This is a genomic window from Epilithonimonas tenax DSM 16811 (assembly GCF_000428485.1).
GTDB classification, from domain to species: Bacteria; Bacteroidota; Bacteroidia; order Flavobacteriales; family Weeksellaceae; genus Epilithonimonas; species Epilithonimonas tenax.
The window spans coordinates 70,227-87,416 of the sequence record NZ_AUAA01000009.1 but is presented as its reverse complement, the minus strand read 5'-3'; the positions used below and the strand labels follow the sequence as shown (position 1 = coordinate 87,416).

The 17,190-nt window shown below is 38.7% G+C and carries 17 protein-coding genes and 1 pseudogene; 10 read left to right on the top strand and 8 right to left on the bottom strand.

Features of this window, described 5'->3' with window-relative positions:
- Window positions 1-647: 647 nt before the first annotated feature.
- The 4 genes from F564_RS0106440 to F564_RS0106420 all read left to right on the top strand — a co-directional run bounded on the left by F564_RS0106440 (window position 648) and on the right by F564_RS0106420 (window position 3,712).
- Entirely contained in the window at window positions 648-2,219 is a 1,572-nt protein-coding gene (locus F564_RS0106440) for a sodium:solute symporter (protein ID WP_028121903.1), read from the top strand.
- Window positions 2,219-2,641: a hypothetical protein gene (locus F564_RS0106435; RefSeq protein ID WP_028121902.1), complete on the top strand. Its 423-nt coding sequence runs from the start codon at window positions 2,219-2,221 to the stop codon at window positions 2,639-2,641. Before F564_RS0106440 ends, F564_RS0106435 begins: the two co-directional genes overlap by 1 nt.
- 91 nt (window positions 2,642-2,732) lie before the next feature.
- Entirely contained in the window at window positions 2,733-3,146 is a 414-nt protein-coding gene (locus F564_RS0106425; RefSeq protein ID WP_028121901.1) for a DUF6157 family protein, read from the top strand.
- A complete protein-coding gene (locus tag F564_RS0106420) occupies window positions 3,146-3,712 on the top strand; it encodes a hypothetical protein (RefSeq protein ID WP_028121900.1) in 567 nt (188 codons plus the stop codon). The genes F564_RS0106425 and F564_RS0106420 overlap by 1 nt, the downstream gene beginning before the upstream one ends.
- On the opposite strand, the gene F564_RS18815 is transcribed toward F564_RS0106420, so the two are convergent.
- Window positions 3,704-4,549, bottom strand: coding sequence for a helix-turn-helix domain-containing protein (locus tag F564_RS18815; RefSeq protein ID WP_034980928.1), 846 nt, complete (start codon window positions 4,547-4,549; stop codon window positions 3,704-3,706). The two genes, F564_RS0106420 and F564_RS18815, sit on opposite strands and share 9 nt — an antisense overlap.
- Window positions 4,550-4,710: 161 nt before the next feature.
- Here F564_RS18815 and F564_RS0106410 point away from each other — a divergent pair, with 161 nt between their 5' ends.
- Genes F564_RS0106410 through F564_RS20550 form a run of 3 tightly spaced genes read left to right on the top strand, consistent with a single transcriptional unit; the run spans window position 4,711 to window position 6,170 of the window.
- Window positions 4,711-5,694, top strand: coding sequence for an aldo/keto reductase (locus tag F564_RS0106410; RefSeq protein WP_028121899.1), 984 nt, complete (start codon window positions 4,711-4,713; stop codon window positions 5,692-5,694).
- An 11-nt stretch (window positions 5,695-5,705) separates the two neighbouring features.
- The gene (locus F564_RS0106405) at window positions 5,706-6,047 is read left to right on the top strand and encodes an aldo/keto reductase (protein WP_028121898.1); all 342 of its coding nucleotides are present in this window, start codon (window positions 5,706-5,708) and stop codon (window positions 6,045-6,047) included.
- Complete coding sequence (locus tag F564_RS20550; protein ID WP_154656817.1) at window positions 6,048-6,170, top strand: dienelactone hydrolase family protein; 123 nt, start codon at window positions 6,048-6,050, stop codon at window positions 6,168-6,170.
- A gap of 158 nt (window positions 6,171-6,328) precedes the next feature.
- Here the strand turns inward: F564_RS20550 and F564_RS0106400 are convergent, their stop codons facing one another.
- Window positions 6,329-7,579 carry a CinA family nicotinamide mononucleotide deamidase-related protein gene (locus tag F564_RS0106400; RefSeq protein ID WP_028121897.1) on the bottom strand — a complete coding sequence of 417 codons (1,251 nt, stop codon included), beginning with the start codon at window positions 7,577-7,579 and terminating at the stop codon, window positions 6,329-6,331.
- A gap of 94 nt (window positions 7,580-7,673) precedes the next feature.
- On the opposite strand from F564_RS0106400, the gene F564_RS0106395 reads away from it, so the two are divergent.
- Complete coding sequence (locus tag F564_RS0106395; protein ID WP_028121896.1) at window positions 7,674-8,888, top strand: dicarboxylate/amino acid:cation symporter; 1,215 nt, start codon at window positions 7,674-7,676, stop codon at window positions 8,886-8,888.
- 137 nt (window positions 8,889-9,025) lie between these two features.
- On the opposite strand, the gene F564_RS0106390 is transcribed toward F564_RS0106395, so the two are convergent.
- From F564_RS0106390 to F564_RS0106380, 3 genes and pseudogenes are all read right to left on the bottom strand, one after another.
- Window positions 9,026-9,415: a DUF779 domain-containing protein gene (locus F564_RS0106390; protein ID WP_028121895.1), complete on the bottom strand. Its 390-nt coding sequence runs from the start codon at window positions 9,413-9,415 to the stop codon at window positions 9,026-9,028.
- A gap of 162 nt (window positions 9,416-9,577) precedes the next feature.
- Window positions 9,578-9,769 (bottom strand): annotated as a pseudogene (locus tag F564_RS0106385) (DUF779 domain-containing protein); the annotation flags it as partial.
- A 431-nt stretch (window positions 9,770-10,200) separates the two neighbouring features.
- Complete coding sequence (locus F564_RS0106380) at window positions 10,201-11,727, bottom strand: aldehyde dehydrogenase family protein (RefSeq protein ID WP_028121893.1); 1,527 nt, start codon at window positions 11,725-11,727, stop codon at window positions 10,201-10,203.
- Window positions 11,728-11,932: 205 nt separating this feature from the next.
- Here F564_RS0106380 and F564_RS0106375 point away from each other — a divergent pair, with 205 nt between their 5' ends.
- On the top strand, window positions 11,933-12,850 hold the full coding sequence (locus F564_RS0106375; protein ID WP_028121892.1) for a helix-turn-helix transcriptional regulator: 918 nt from the start codon (window positions 11,933-11,935) through the stop codon (window positions 12,848-12,850).
- Window positions 12,851-13,070: 220 nt separating this feature from the next.
- On the opposite strand, the gene F564_RS0106370 is transcribed toward F564_RS0106375, so the two are convergent.
- Together F564_RS0106370 and F564_RS0106365 are read right to left on the bottom strand one after the other, a co-directional pair.
- Window positions 13,071-14,402, bottom strand: a complete 1,332-nt coding sequence (locus tag F564_RS0106370) for a hydroxymethylglutaryl-CoA synthase family protein (protein WP_028121891.1) — start codon at window positions 14,400-14,402, stop codon at window positions 13,071-13,073.
- Between the two features lie 173 nt (window positions 14,403-14,575).
- A complete protein-coding gene (locus F564_RS0106365; protein WP_028121890.1) occupies window positions 14,576-15,919 on the bottom strand; it encodes an ammonium transporter in 1,344 nt (447 codons plus the stop codon).
- 168 nt (window positions 15,920-16,087) lie between these two features.
- On the opposite strand from F564_RS0106365, the gene F564_RS0106360 reads away from it, so the two are divergent.
- Window positions 16,088-16,276, top strand: a complete 189-nt coding sequence (locus tag F564_RS0106360) for a hypothetical protein (protein ID WP_028121889.1) — start codon at window positions 16,088-16,090, stop codon at window positions 16,274-16,276.
- 31 nt (window positions 16,277-16,307) lie between these two features.
- On the opposite strand, the gene lipA is transcribed toward F564_RS0106360, so the two are convergent.
- Window positions 16,308-17,177 (bottom strand): lipoyl synthase, encoded by an 870-nt coding sequence (lipA, locus tag F564_RS0106355; RefSeq protein ID WP_028121888.1) that lies wholly within the window; start codon window positions 17,175-17,177, stop codon window positions 16,308-16,310.
- Between the last annotated feature and the right edge of the window lie 13 nt (window positions 17,178-17,190).

The following is a 17,190-nucleotide window of genomic DNA, read 5'->3' as shown; positions in this document are numbered from 1 at the left end:
TTGCGGATTGCCGTTATTATCAGGCCGCTCCTATGGAGCTTGGATTCCGCGTGGGCTTTCAAATGCTATTAACAGGGTGCTCCTACGGAGCAAATTTTGGGAAAATATTATTTGAAGATGTAAGAATATGGTTTGCAAGTGCTAAAATATAACTTACGCATGCAAGAATATTATTTTCTGGATGTCAGAATACTTTAATACAAATCGTCTTTTTTGTGTAATTTTCAGACCGACTTATCTCATTTTTTTTTGAAGCGCTAAACTATTTCGTTAGGGTTCAGTGAAGTTCTTGTCGGTGCCTTCGGCTACGCTCAGTCACCGCGACAGAGAAAAACGGTTAAGACTTCGGCTATGCTCAGTGTGACATCTGTATAGACATGGCATCCTAAGACCTCTTTGAAGCATTTATAAAATCTTTGATTTTCGGGCAAATCGTGATTTGAAAATTGAATCTGCCACGCGACTTGAACGCAAATGCTTTTTTGCGTGTACAAAAGTTCTACTTAATCTGAAATCATCTGCAAAAAGATTAACCACGTCAAACCACTTCGTTAGGTTTCGGAGCGGAAAGCGGAATAGTTGACCAAATAAATATTTTCACACCAATACGATAAAAAAACTATTTTTGTTCCACTCAAATTTGAACAATGAATCCGGGAACTATTTTATTATTATTCGTTTTTGCCTATTTTATCGGGCTTTTGGTCATCTCTTATTTTACAAGCCGTAATTCTGACAACCAGTCATTTTTCATTGGAAACAAGAAAAGCAAATGGTGGCTGGTGGCCTTTGGGATGATTGGGACATCGCTTTCCGGCGTGACATTTATCTCAGTTCCGGGTACGGTCGGGAAGATGACGGCGGGCGATTATGCGTTTGGTGGCTTCGAATATTATATGATGGTGATTGGGTTTTTCATCGGATATTTCATTGTGGCAGGCGTTCTTTTGCCGCTTTATTACCGGATGAATCTAACTTCGATTTACACTTATCTCGGAAAAAGATTCAATGTGGAGGCGCATAAAATCGGGTCTTTGTTTTTCATTATTTCGAGAGCAATTGGGGCGACGGCGAGGTTGTATCTGGTGGTGAATATTCTTCAGATTTTCCTGTTGGAAGCGCTTGGTGTTCCGTTTTGGGTAACGGCTTTTGTGTTGCTTTTGATGATTTTGCTTTATACGTTTGAAGGTGGCGTGAAAACGATTGTGATTACGGATACGTTGCAGACCTCGTTTATGATTTTGAGCCTGTTTGCGTGCATCTTTTATATATTATCGAATCTGAATTTGTCTTTCGGCGAAGCTTACTCGATTCTGGAGCAAAAGCAGTACACGCATTTCATTAATACTGACATTAATTCCAAGACTTTTTTCCTGAAAACCATTCTGGGCGGGATGTTCATCACAATTGCAATGACCGGGTTGGATCAGGAAATGATGCAGAAAAACATCTCGGTGGACAACCTGAAAAACTCGAAAAAGAATATGCTGACGTTTGCGGGAACTTTGCTTTTTGTGAATCTTGCGTTCTTATTTTTGGGTGGTTTGCTTTATCTTTTTGCGATACAGAATGGTGCTGGTTACGGAAAATATCCTGAAATTGTAGATGGAGTAAGAACTTTAAAAGATGGATTTGGATTTTTCAAACCTAATGGAGAAGTTAATAATATAATGGGTGATGACTTGTTTCCTGCACTATCATTGCTCGGTTATTTTCCAATGGCGCTTTCTGTAATCTTTATTATTGGTTTGATTTCCGCTTTGTTTCCATCTGCTGATGGTGCTTTGACGGCGGTGACGAGTTCTTATTGCGTGGATCTTTTGGGCTTGAATGAAGACCAGCAAAAAACCGAGAAGCAAAAGAAAAGACTGAGAATGAAAGTTCATTTGACCTTCACTGTGGTGTTTTTTGCATTGATTATGGTCTTCAAAGCCATCAATGAGAAGTCGATTGTTTACCTGATAATGGAAATTGCGGGTTACACTTACGGGCCACTTTTGGGATTGTTTGCTTTTGGGATTTTGACGAAATTTACGATTGTAAAAAAGTATTCGATATTGGCTGTGACGCTACTTGCACCGGTTTTGACGTATTTGATTAATCTTTATGTGACGAATAATACGGATTACAGAATTGGTGTGGAACTGATTATTCTTAATGGGTTTTTGACGTTTGTGGGATTGTGGTTGGTGCGGTCGAAGAAATTAGAAGTAGCTTAATGAAAACGCTCTCGATATTTTTTAAAATCATTTTAATTATAGTTCTATCCATTGTAATCGCAAGCTTATTTGGAGCAATTCATAATCAGATTTCATATTCGGTTTCTTCAGAGTTTTTCAAAGATTTTCTATTTGGTAATTTTGGCGTTTATAACTGGGAAATTGATAACGAAAGAATTGCGGCATCGCTTGTTGGAATATTAGGTTCGTATTGGGTTGGATTAATTTTAGGAATTATTTATTCAATTATTTTTCTCTTCCTGAATACTGAGAATAATTTTAGAAATATTCTAAATGCTATTTTAATAAATATTGCTTTTGCATTTTCAGGGAGTTTTGTTGGATATATAATTGGAAATTTTATAAATCTTGAAAATTCTGGAGTTTTTATGGAATTTGGAACTCAATATCCTCAAAATTAGAAGCTGCGTATATGCACAATGGAAGTTATTATGGCGGAATTGTAGGTTTGATTGCTGGAATAATTTATCTTTTCAAAAGGAATAATTCAAAATGAAACCTCACACCACCAATTACACAAACACTTTAATAGAAATCGCAGAAGATTCTCCGGTTTCCAAAGCGGTAAATCCGGTGGTGAAAAATGAGAAGAAAACGATTGCCAATTATCAATTCGAAAATCTGTCGAAAAAGCCTTTGAAATATACTTCCGACGAATTATTATTTGAAATTTTTGCGGAACGAAATGACATTTCGCCTTCAGAGTTTGAAGAAGAGAAACAGATTTTTTTTTCAAAAGGTCAAGCTTGTTTGCGTACTTCGCCTTTGGCTAAGAAAAATGGTTTCGGGATTTTTCATAATGAGGAATCTAAAATCCAATTGATTCCGGCAGAATCTGATGATTATCAAAAATTCTTGGTTGATGATTCTGTGAAGAAAGTGGAGGCGATGAAGTCCAAAAAATAATGGAATCACTTAATTTCAATATTACTTCTGACCAAGAAATCTCTCAACTTTTCAAACAAAATCATTGTTTTGATTTTCTTTCGGCTTCAGAATTTGTCAGGAATTTACCTTACCGAAGAAACCTCAACAAAGATAATCTTGCGACCATTTTCACAGACAATTGCGGAACTTGCAGTACAAAACACGCGCTTCTAAAAACATTAGCAGAAGAAAATAATCAGGCAGATTTTAAATTGATTCTCGGTATCTTCCGAATGAATGGGGAAAATACGCCGAAGATAAAATTGGTTCTGGAAAACCACAATTTAGAATACATTCCGGAAGCGCATAATTATCTGAAATTTAAAAATCAAATCTTAGATTTTACTAAGAAAAACTCTTCAGAAAATGATTTCATTAACGACCTTTTGGAAGCAATTGAAATTGAACCTCATCAAATCAATCAATTCAAAATTGAGTTTCACAAAAATTATTTAAAAAACTGGCTTATTGAAAATCCTCAAATTCCATATTCATTGGACGAATTATGGAAGATTCGGGAAGAATGCATCAAAACTTTAAGCTAAACTCCGACTCTTATTTTTGTACGAACCCAGCGTTTTGCTTTTCTTATTTTTGAAGTAATGTGACAAGTGGCTTTCGTCCGTAAAACCAAACTCGTAGGCGATTTGCTTGATGGTATTCTGTCCTGATTCCATTCTTTTTTCTATCAAAGCCATCCGATAATCATTAATGTAATCACGGTAGGAAACTTCGAAGTTCCGTTTGAAATAAGCACTGAAATAAGTCGGTGAAATATTGAAATGGTAAGCGATATTTTTGATTCGAATCGTCTCTGGCTGGTAGATATTCTGATGAATGTACGAAATCACATCTTCCTTGTTTTGAAGTCCAACATCCAATCTGATATCCATTTTTGAAGTCGCTTCTTTGATCAATCCGAAAATTGAAAGGATTTGATAAAAAACAATCGGCGACGTGGAAACATCTTTTCTGCAGTTGTACGAAAGGATATTTTCAATCGTTTTTTTCAGAATCGTTTTGCAAGGTTCGGTGAAAATGAGTTTTTTCTCTTTCAGAATTTGTTTCCGCATCACGTTTTCTGGCGAATTCATCGCGAAAGAATCTGGCGAAAGGTGTTTGTTGCCTTTGAAATAATCGTCCGTGAACTTAATGAAAATCAATCTTGAATATTTATTGTACTCAAAATAATGCTGATCTTCGGGCGAAATCAAGAAAAGATCACCACATTTGTAAGGCAAGATAATATTATTGATATGATGATTGCCATTTCCTTTCAAAACATAAATCATCTCATAATAAGTATGACTGTGCGAAGGATGACCAAAGGTCTCACCTTCCAAATCACTAATCACCAAAGACTCAAACTGCAGTTTTTTCACAATATTAAATTAAGTTTAAATGTCGTACGATAGCATAAAAGTACAATTATTTAAATTAATTATACAAGCTAAAAACTTTATTTTTTCCCAACATTTGTAAAGAGGTTTCCAAGGCATAAAAATTGGAACTCAAAATTTAAATTTAATTGAAATCATTTACAATGGAGTACAGAAAATTAGGACACAGCGATTTGGAAGTTTCAGCAATCACCTTTGGCGCTTGGGCAGCCGGCGGCTGGATGTGGGGAAGCACAGACAGAAATGAAGCCATCGAAGCTATCAGAGCATCTTACGAATTAGGTGTAACTTCTATGGACACCGCACCAATCTACGAACAAGGAACGAGTGAAGAAATTGTGGGCGAAGCGATTAAAGGAATCTCCCGTGATAAAGTTCAGATTCTAACCAAATTCGGAATGCGTTGGGATTTAGACAAAGGAACTCTGGCGATGCAAAGCAAAAACAATGATGGAAAAGACATTGACATTTATAAATATGCAGGAAAAGAAAGCATTATTTACGAATGCGAACAAAGTCTGAAAAGATTAGGAACAGATTACATCGATCTTTACCAAATCCACTGGCCGGATGTTACAACGCCGATTGATGAAACTTTCGAAGCCGTTTCGAAGTTAATTGAGCAAGGAAAAGTCCGTTTTGCCGGGGTTTGTAATTACAACGCACAACAATTGGCTGAAGCGGAGAAAACATTAAAATTGGTTTCCAACCAAATTCCGTTCAGTATGGTGAACCGTGGTATCGAGGAAGAAACCGTTCCGTATTGTATTGAAAATAACAAATCAATCCTGGCTTACAGTCCTTTGGAAAGAGGATTATTGACAGGTAAAATCTCGCCGGATTACAAATTTCAGGCTGGAGATCACAGGGCCAATCACGCACATTTCCAGGCAGACTTCATTCAGAAAACCAATCAATTATTAGATAAAATAAAACCGATTGCCGATGAACACGATGCAACTCTGGGACAATTGGTTCTCCGTTGGACGATAGAAAGACCCGGAGTTACGATTGCATTGGCTGGTGCCAGAAACGCGGAACAAGCCGTTCAAAACTCAAAAGCGATGGACATCCAACTTTCAAAGGAAGAAATTGAAACGATTGACAAATTGGTCAATGCTTTTTAAAATTGAAGACAATGGAATATGGTTCAGGACTTAAAGTTCCTGTTCTCAGTTTCGGAACAGCAACTTTCGGTGGCGAAGGTGATTTCTTCAAAGCCTGGGGAAACACGCAGGTTGATGAAGCTAAAAAACTCGTAAATATTTGTATGGATGCTGGCGTCAATTTTTTTGATACAGCCGATATGTATTCTGATGGAAAATCTGAGGAAGTTCTTGGAAAAGCCATTGAAGATATTTCCCGTAACAAGCTCATTTTATCAACGAAATCAACTTTCACTTTTGGTGACGGCCCCAATAACCAAGGTTCTTCCAGGATTCATATTTTAAAACAAATTGAAGGAAGCCTGAAACGTTAAATCATCACTTATGCTAACTCCAAACACACATTCACAAGTCCGGAATCTCCAGATTACAACGACGTGATGGCAAAAAGAGCTTGGAATCACACTTTGACTTTCCTGAAAGATATCTTGAAGTAATCTCAACTAAAAATCACTTGATTTCCCCCGACCCTAAAGGGAGTCACTTGCTTTACCACGATCAAAAAAAATGGAGTCAATTGATTTCCCCCTACCCTAAAGGGAGTCAATTGATTTTTATTTCTCCCTTTAGGGTTGGGCCAAAAAGAAAATCAAATTTATTTTTTGATAAGCAGTGAAACCGTATCCTGCAAAACCTTCTGAGAGACGAAACTCATAAAATCAATCCTTTCCAGGTGCGGAAGAAAAAGTTTATAAGTCGTTTCTTCCTCTCCTATCCTGATGGTGTAAAAAACCGTCCCGATATCCTTCCCGTCCTCTCCTTTTCCCGGACCTGCAACGCCTGTCGTAGAAACTGAAATATCAGTTTTGAATAATTCCTGACAGCCTTTCGCCATTTCAGATGCCACTTCTTCACTTACGACGGTGAATTTCTCAATGGTTTTTGGATCCACTTTTAGTACATCAATTTTCTTTTCTGCGGCGTAAGTCACAATTCCTCCGCAGAAATAGTGGGAACTTCCTGCAATAGATGTGATCAGATGTGACAGCTGACCGCCAGTACAGCTTTCTGAAACCGATAATGTTAATTTTCTTTCTATGAGTAATTCTGCGAGGATCTTTTCTATCTTATCCTCGTGCGTGGCAATTATATGTCCTCCGATCATTGGGATCAATTTCTGTATTTCAATTTCGAGATCCTGATCGAGTGTTTCCTGAGAATTTCCAGAAGCCGTCAGCCGCAACTTCACCCTGTTTCCTACAGGCAGATAAGACAGACTGATGTGTTTCGGAAGAGCCAATTCCCATCCCTCAATTGTATCGGACAGGACGCTTTCCGGAAAATCGACGACAGAAACTATCCTGGTCACCAGATGATCCAGTACCCATTTTTCTTTCAGGAAAGGAACTATCTGATCTTTCACCAAGGGTTTCACTTCGTAGGGAACGCCCGGCAAGCTGAAACAATATTGGCCATTTTTTTCCAAAACCATACAAGGCGCTGTCCCAAAATAATTGAGGAAAATCTCTGCTTTTGACAAAACAACCGCCTGTTCTTTGTTATGTTCCAGGATCCAGAGTCGGTTTCGTTTTTCCAGATAGGCGCGAAGATGGTCATAGACTTTCTCCGAAAACACCAATTCATCTTCAAAAAATTCAGCGTAAGCTTTCTTGGTAATATCATCTTTTGTAGGCCCCAATCCACCGGTGGTGATCACCATATCCGCCATTTCAAATGCTCTACCCAAAGTAGTTATGATGGTACTTTCTTCATCCGGGATCGTAAAAATCCGCAGAACTTTGACTCCAATTTCTTTGAGTTGCGTAGCAATGAAGTTGGAATTTGTGTCTACGGTATTTCCTGACAATATCTCGTCGCCGATGGTGATCAGAACTGCTGTTTTCATAAGAACAAATTTCGGCATTAATTAGATTCTAAAATTAAGTTTCTAAATAAAATTTCAAACTTTTTTATAATTATCTTTGATCAAAATTAAAGGGATGAATCCATCTTTCTGGAAAAATTACAGTAACATTATTCTGCTTCTCATCGGGATATTCATCGGAAGTCTGGTGGGAATTTTTGCGCCAGATTTTGTAGTCTATCTCAAACCGATTGGCGATATTTTCCTGAATCTGCTTTTCGTCACAGTCATTCCACTTGTGTTTTTTGCAATTGTCTCCGCGATTTCCGGAATCGAACAGCAAAATCAATTGGGGAAAATCATCGGAACAATGGTTCTGACTTTCCTCAGTTTCATATTGATATCAGCGACATTTTGCATCATCTTAGTTTATTTATTTCCGACTGAAGCGCCAAAAAACATTAGCGAAACCATATCAGAAAACTTACAATCCAACACCAATATCAATGACCAGATCGTCGGATTCTTCACCGTGAGCGAGTTTTACACTTTATTTTCAAGACAAAATATGCTGGCATTGCTGGTTTTTTCTTTTTTAGTCGGAATCTCCATCAGAAAATCTGGCGAAATGGGAAAAGCATTTCAGAACTTCATCCTTTCCGGAAACGAAGTGATGAAACAACTTTTATTATTAATTATGAAAGTCGCACCCGTCGGATTAGGCGCTTATTTTGCGTATCAAGTTGGAACGATTGGACCTCAGCTTTTCGGATTTTACGCCAAACCTTTGGGACTTTATTATATTGCCGGAACCATTTATTTCATTGTTTTTTTCAGTCTTTACGCGTTCGTTTGGAAAGGTGGAAAAGGCGTGAAAGCATTTTGGAAAGAAAGTCTTTTGCCGACTGCAACTGCCATCAGCACTTGCAGCAGTTTGGCGACAATGCCCGTTGCCATAGAGGCTGCAAAAAGAATGGGTGTTCCCGCATCCATCGCCAACGTCGTGATTCCGATTGGGACTACAATTCACAAAAACGGCTCCTCTATTTCATCCATCATCAAAATTTATGTGGCGTTTCAATTATTGGGCTGGAATTTATTTGAACCAATGAATCTCATAATGGCTCTTGGCATCACCGTTTTCGTCAGCGCAGTTGCCGGCGGAATCCCGAATGGTGGCTATATCGGTGAAATGTTGATGATTTCCGTTTATAAAATCCCGCCGGATGTGGTTCCTGCCGTAATTATTATCGGGACTTTGGTGGATCCTTTGGCAACCGTTCTTAACTCCGTTGGGAACATTCTCGCCAGTATGATTGTCTCGAAGTTCGTAAAAGTAGAAACTTCTTGAAATATTTATTAGGAGCTTGATCCCGCTATCCACTCTATCTTTTTTGCTTTTATAACGGTTGGTCTTTCAAAACACGATTGGTCAAAAAAGCAAAAAAGGATGCCGTTCCTATCGGGGCTATGTCACGATTCTAATTTCTATTCACTTCTCTTCACAGGTTCCAGATTTTCCAATTCTTCCACCGTAAAAAGTCGGTAATGAACTTTGAAAGTTTTCCCCAAGGGCGTTTCTAAAGAAAATCCGCCGGGACCCCAACCTTCCAAAACGTCCAATGTAAAGTGCGAATACTTCCAATATTCAAAGAGGTCGCGGTCTATCCAGAATTCGAAACCATTGATGGTGCCAATCATTGCGTCATTCATCCTCGGAAAGTAACCGCCTTTCTCGAAACATTGTGGCTGAGTGCCTTCGCAACATCCGCCAGCTTGATAAAACATCAGGGCACCGTGTTTTTTCTCTAGTTCCCAGATCACTTCCATCGCCGCATCTGTAACGGATAGTCTTGAGATTTTATCTTTAGTTTTCATCTTTTTATTTTGAAATTAATTAATAATAATGTTATTGACAGGTCGCTCCTACGGAGCTTAACTTGGTTCGTTACTATTTTTTCTATTAACAGTTTGCTCCTCCAGAGCTTTGTGAATCCATTCCGATTCAACTTACTATTTGGATTATAGAATTTACAAATTGATGGTGCCAATCATCGCATCATTCATCCTCGGAAAGTAACCGCCTTTATCGAAACATTGTGGCTGCGTGCCTTCGCAACATCCTCCCGCTTGGTAGAACATCAGTTCGCCGTGTTTTTTCTCTAGTTCCCAAATGACTTCCATTGCCTCATCGGTTACGGAAAGTCTTGAGATTTTATCTGTAGTTTCCATCTTTTTTATTTTGAAATTAATGAATAATAATGTTATTGACAAGTCGCTCCTACGGAGCTTAAATTGGTTCGTTACTATTTATTCTATTAACAGTTTGCTCATCCAGAGCTTTGTGAATCCTTTCGGAATCAACTTAATATTTGGATTATAGAATTTACAAAAAAGTTACTTGCTCATTATTATTTTAAAGTTAAACAAAAACCCGACAAAAAATTCTGCCGGGCTTAATATTGAATTTTAGGTTCCTACAACTTAACAATTTTCGTCCTTTGGATTTGAAATTCGCAACCCGACCTGAGTGGAAATCCTTTTTTTGCTTCTACAAATGTTATTTGATAAAAATGTCTGCAAAAAAAGATGGACTGCGTCGAAACACTTCGTTAGGTTTGGGAACGGAGGGCGGATAAGTTGCCATAATTATTACAAGCAGATTAAAAGAACCCTAATTTATTTTTGCTGTAAGAGATCAACATATTTTTGGTTTGGCGGTAATGATCTAGCATCATTTTGTGATTCTCTCTACCAATCCCCGACTGTTTGTAGCCTCCGAAAGGCGCGCCAGCAGGATAAGCGTGGTATTGATTCACCCAAACCCTACCCGCTTCTACGTGTCTTGGGATGTTGTATAATTGATGTGCATCGCGCGTCCAAACGCCTGCTCCAAGACCATAGATTGTATCATTGGCAATTTCCAAAGCTTCCGCCTCATCTTTGAAAGTTGTGAAAGCTACCACTGGACCGAAAATTTCTTCTTGGAAAATTCTCATTCTGTTGTTCCCTTTGAATATGGTTGGTTTGATGTAGTAGCCTTCTTCCAACCCTTCAACAGTATTCACATCACCACCAGTAAGCACTTCTGCGCCTTCTTCTTTACCAAGTTTCAAATAACCCAAAATTTTATCTTTCTGAATTTTGGAAGCCTGAGCACCCATCATCACAGTTTTGTCTAGTGGATTACCTATCTTGATAGCCTCAGTTCTTTCTATCACTTTTGCAATGAATGCATCTGCAATATCTTCCTGAACCAACAATCTCGATGGGCAAGTACAAATTTCGCCTTGGTTGAGGGCAAACATTACGGCACCTTCTATGGCCTTGTCCAGAAACTCATCATCTGCATCCATTACAGAGCTGAAGAAAATGTTAGGTGATTTCCCGCCCAATTCTAAAGTCACGGGAATGACATTTTCTGTTGCATACTGCATTACCAAACGACCTGTAGCAGTAGAACCCGTGAAGGCCGCTTTGTTTACTTTAGGATTTGTCACCAGAGCTCTACCCAATTCTGCTCCGAAACCGTTGACGATATTCACAACTCCTGGCGGAAGCAAATCACCAATCAATTCCATTAAAACCAAAATAGAGATTGGCGTACTTTCTGCCGGCTTCAAGACCACGCAGTTTCCTGCCGCCAATGCTGGTGCCAATTTCCAAACAGCCATTAAGATAGGAAAGTTCCAAGGGATAATTTGCGCTATAACACCTAATGGCTCGTGAACGATTAATGAAACGGTGTCTTTGTCTAGCTCGTTGTGCGAACCTTCTTCTGCTCTAATCACTGAAGCGAAATATCTGAAATGGTCTATTGCCAAAGGAATATCAGCTGCCAAAGTTTCTCTCACGGCTTTCCCATTATCAATAGTTTCAACGGTAGCGATATATTCTAGATTCTCTTCTATTCTGTCAGCAATTTTGTTTAGAATGATGCTTCTTTCTGTTGCTGAAGTATATTTCCACGTTTTGAAAGCTTCTGTTGCTGCGTTAACTGCCAATTCTAAGTCTTCTTTATTAGAATGTACTGCTTTGGTAAAAACGTGCCCATTGATTGGAGAAATCACATCAAAATATTGTCCGCCCACAGATGGCAAAAATTTTCCCCCGATGTAATTATCATATTGAGATTTAAACTCTGGCCACTGTAAAATTGTGCTTGATTGATTTTGTGTTGTTGTACTCATTTTTATTTAAGTTTTATTAATATTAAATTCATATTTGATTAAAGCTAAATTAATTATAAACCCTTCAATAAAAATAGCACAATCCTCTAAAAAAACAGTAAAATGATATTTTTATCACACTTTATCATTCCTTAACAAAAATTGTGACTGAGATTCACTTTAAAATATTATATTTGATAAACAAGAGGTTATAAATCTTGAATCGATGAATTCAAATCTTTTTCAACTTAACAAACCCAGCCTGACGCACGAAAATAAGCTGAACACTTTGGTGGAGAACCAAACCAAGTTCAGTTTAAATAATTGTGAATTCAGCATCTATGAAACGCACAAAGCGGCTTACGATGTAAAACTGCATTTTGAGCATTTGACGTTCACAGGAATGTTGAGAGGAAGGAAATGGATGAAGCTTCAGGACAGGAGCAATTACTTTGAGTACCTTCCGGGAGAAAGTGTTCTGGTGGCGCCAGGTGAAACTATGGTCATCGATTTTCCGGATGCCGACGAGCAAGCTTCGCAGTGTGTTTCTTTGACTTTGAATCCGCAATTTGTGCAGGAATCTTTGGATCATCTGAACTTTACGGAGGCAAAAGTAGATGACTCTTCACAATGGCATATTTCTTTGCATGAGTTTTATCTGCTAAATAGCAAGGCTTTGGCGTCCGCAACCAATAATATTATGAGGATTGCAATGGAAGATGATTCTCACAAAGATGTGATCGCCGATTTTGCTTTGAAAGAATTATTAATCAGACTAATGCAGACGCAAGCGAGAAAATTGGTTGAAAAAAACACCTTGAAGAACACGTCCAGAATTGGTTTTGTGGTGGATTTTATCAAGAAGAATCTGCACCAGAAATTATCCATTGATGCCATTGCTAAAATGGCCTATGTCAGTAAATCGAACTTTTTCAAGATGTTCAAACAGGAATTGGGGATTTCTCCGAATGAATTTATCATTCACCAAAGAATCAAAAAAGCGAAAGAATTATTGAGTCAGCAGAATTCTGTGAGTGAAGTGGCTTTCAGTACGGGATTTTCTGACACCAATTATTTCATTCGGGTGTTCAAACAAATGGAAGGTGTAACGCCGAAAATCTATCAGAACAAAAAATCAAGATGAAGTTAGTAGTTAGTTATAGATATTTTCAAAAGAGAACGAGCAGATATTTCTGCTCGTTTTCGATTTATGATTATTGTGGATTTAATCTTTGGCGATTATCAGGTCGCTCCTACGGAGCTTTGGTGTCAAGCATTATTAATTTGCTATTAACAACTAACTCCTACGGAGCTAGCATTCTACTATCTATTTTTTCTATTAACAGACCGCACCTACGGCGCTATTATTTTTTATAACTATAATATCTTGCCCCTTTCAAAACTGGACTTTCCTTTTCAACGCTTCTCAGTCCAAAACCTTTGTAATTTTGGTTAACCGAAGAATCCAGTTGTTTGCGATGCAACTTTTCGTAAGTTTCGAAATTGATTGGCAATCTGTTTTTCAGTTCTTCGAAAAGATTCCATTTCTCTACCACGGATTTCCACTCTGGGGAAACTTTGCCGACGAAAACCTTAGCTTTAGAACCACTTCCGTAAGCTAAAAAACCAATTTCTTTTTCTGATAAATCTTCATTTTCATTAAACGAAGTTTGCAAAGCTGAAAGCAAAGCCATAAAAATAGAAGCCGTGTACATATTCCCGATTTCGGAAGAAGCACGTTGAGATCTTTCTATTTTTTCATTGATGAAATGAATGTAATCTTCGGATTTTGCAATGGCTTTTTGTTTCTCAGCATCAGAATAATCGAGATGATTTTCTAAACTATAAATTTCGGTGAAGACTCTTTTCCCGTGGAAGGCATAAGGGAGATGGAAAATGAGATAGCGCCATTGTTCATAAGGTCTTACTGTAAAAGTCTGCTCTTTGTAATGATCATAAGCCTCACGGATTCTGTCCTGATAACACTGGTTGGAATATTGACCATCGAAAACAGGTTCATCTGTGAAGACTTCAATTTTATCAGGGAAATTTTCCGGAGCTGTTGGGAAATCATCTTTTGAAAAGTGGCGTCTAGGTTTAAAGAAATCGAACACACTTTCTGTTGCAACGCCCCAATTGTTATCAATTTCAATCAGTTTTGGATGGGCCGAAACCAGTAATGCCACTGCGCCGCCACCTTGAGTGTATTCTCCGGAAGAAGCCAATTCGTATTTGGCATAATCACTGGCAATCACCACGGCTTTCTTGCTAGGATTTGCTCTAACGAAATCCAAAGCGTTATGCAAAGCGTCCACCGCTCCAATGCAGGCAAAAGTCATATCGATGACGTCACAATGTTTGAAAACCCTTTCACCAAATTCTTCGGTTAGGAATTCTTCCACCATTTGTACTGCATAGGTTGCGGTTGGTTTTGCAGCATCTAGAGCACTTTCGGTTCCTAGGTAAACTTTGGAAATTTCTTTTGGATTGAGTTTATAATCTTGAATTAATCTGAGTAAGGCCTCTGCTGCGAAGGTCGCTGCATCTTCGTGAACATCAGGCAATGACATTTTTTGCAGTCCCAGACCTTTTTCCAATTTGGCCGGTTCGATTCCTCTTTTCTCAGCAAGGTCTTTGATTTCTAAATATAAAGAAGGCACATAAAAACTGGCCGCATCAACTCCGAATTTCGTCATCTCATAAAAATTTAAGACACGAATTTAGAGATTTTCTGGCGTATTTCGGGTGTGTTTTGGTGAGAAATTAATTACCAATATCAAGTTAAATTGAAACAATGAAAAACCCCATCAACAGTAATTATGTGAGGTTTTCTTCATATCAAAATCAAGTCATTAAATTACAATATTTTCTAAACCAAACTTTCATCGTGTTGAGACAAGTCCAAACCGATGGTTTCGGAATCTTCTGCAACTCTTAATGGGATGATCACATCTGTAACTTTATACAAAATGATTGATCCTAAAAATGTGAAAGCGCAAACTAAAACCAAGGCCATCATATGATGTGCAAAGACCTCGAAACCACCGTGGATCAGACTTGCGTTTTCTCCTTGAGCAAGAATCGCTGTTAGAATCATTCCCATAATGCCGCCCATGCCGTGACAAGCGAAAACGTCCAAAGTATCGTCCACTTTCTTCAAGCGTTTCCAATTGCACATCAAATTCGACACAATTGCGGAAATAAATCCAATAAAAATAGCGTGTGGAATCGTAACAAAACCTGCAGCAGGCGTGATCGCCACCAAACCGATAACCGCTCCGATACAAGCGCCCAAAGCAGAAACCTTTCTACCATTCACTCTGTCAAAAAAGATCCAGGATAACATTGCCGTTCCCGATGCAATCGTGGTTGTTCCGAAAGCCATCGCCGCCGTTGCATTGGCAGCCAAAGCTGATCCTGCATTGAAACCAAACCAGCCAAACCACAGCATTCCGGTTCCAAGAATGACAAAAGGGATATTTGAAGGTTCGTGGTGTGGATTTTTTCTTTTTCCAATCATCATTGCACCGGCCAAAGCTGCAAATCCGGCACTCATATGCACCACTGTTCCACCAGCAAAGTCTTTAACACGGAAATACTTATTCAGTAATCCGTCCGGATGCCAAACCATATGACAAAGCGGTGTGTAGATGCACAAGCTGAACAGCACCATAAATAATAAGTACGAAATAAACCTAACACGTTCTGCAAAAGAACCCGTGATCAGCGCTGGCGTAATGACTGCAAATTTCATCTGAAACAATGCAAACAAAATAAAAGGCATCGTAGACGCCATTTTGCTATGCGGCAAAACACCAACGTTGTTAAAAAATAAATAAGTCATTGGACTGCCAATAATGCCGTAATGAACACCATCAATCGTGATCCCGATCGATTCTCCAAATGACAGACTGAATCCTACCACCACCCAAAGAATACTAATCACACCTAATGCGATAAAACTCTGCAACATGGTAGAAATCATATTTTTCTTCCCAACCATTCCGCCGTAGAAAAAAGAAAGCCCAGGTGTCATCAGCAAAACCAAACCAGAAGATGCCAGAATCCAGGCCACATCTGCGCCTACAATATTAGCTTCTCCCAAAAAGGTCCCTGGTAAGGGTGATGAAGTCTGTCCTGGCCAGAAAAGCGCAGCGACGGAAATGATACTGATAATGACGAAAGAAACAATCCAGCGTTTTTCGGTTTTCATTTTAAATAATTTATTTTTTAACCCCACAAATATACAGGGTTAATTTCAAAATTAACTCGTATAAAAACATCCACCCCATTAATTTTTACACAAACCAAATTATGATTGATAAAAACACTTACATGATAATCAGGCATTAGTTTTGCAATAGATCAAAAAAATAAAGTTATGAGATCAGACATTCCAAAAACAGATACCCAGACGAACAAAGGCCCTATGATTGCCATCATTGTAGTAGTTGGATTATTTCTTTTAGGTTATTTTGCCTATATGATGTTCATCCCGCAACAAGTGGAAAACATGAACAAAACTGACAATGTACAGCCAGTAGAACAAACAGTAAAAGACTCCATTTAGGAGTCTTTTCTTTAGTTTATAGCGTGCAATTCTAGTGAATGTGCTTTTCTGCGTGGTAAGAACTTCTCACCAAAGGTGAACTTTCTACGTGGCGAAAACCTAAATTCCTGGCAAAATCGCCGTATTCATCAAACTGTTCGGGCGTGATAAAGCTTTTCACAGGAAGGTGTTTTTTCGTTGGTTGCAGATATTGACCCATCGTAATAACATCTACATTGGCGTTCCTGATATCTTCGATCGTCTGGAAAACCTCGTCTCTTGTTTCTCCTAATCCTAACATGACACCCGTTTTTGTGCGGTTTTGTCCAGCTTCTTTCAAATACCTTAAAACTTCAAGACTTCTCTCGTATTTGGCCTGGATTCTTACTTCTCTTGTCAAACGTTTTACGGTTTCCATATTGTGAGAGATCACTTCGGGCGCCACTTCTATCATTCTGTCTAGGTGTTTTGTGATGCCTTGAAAATCCGGAATCAAAGTCTCCATAGTCGTTCCCGGGGAAATCCGACGAACGGCATTTACCGTTTCGCCCCAAAGGATAGATCCCATATCTTTCAAATCATCACGGTCAACGGAAGTCAAAACAGCGTGTTTGATTTTCATTAATTTGATCGAACGTGCCACTTTTTCTGGTTCGTCCCAGTTGACATCCAAAGGTTTTCCGGTTTTCACACCACAAAAACCGCAGCTTCTCGTACAGATATTTCCAAGAATCATGAATGTTGCTGTTCCCTCGCCCCAGCACTCGCCCATATTGGGACAACTACCACTTTGGCAGATGGTATTGAGTTTATATTTATCTACCAAATGTCTCAGCTCGCGGTAGTTTTTACCCGTTGGTAATTTGACGCGGATCCATTTGGGTTTTTGAATGACTGTATCTTGTTGAATTAAATCCTCCATTATGATCTTAAAT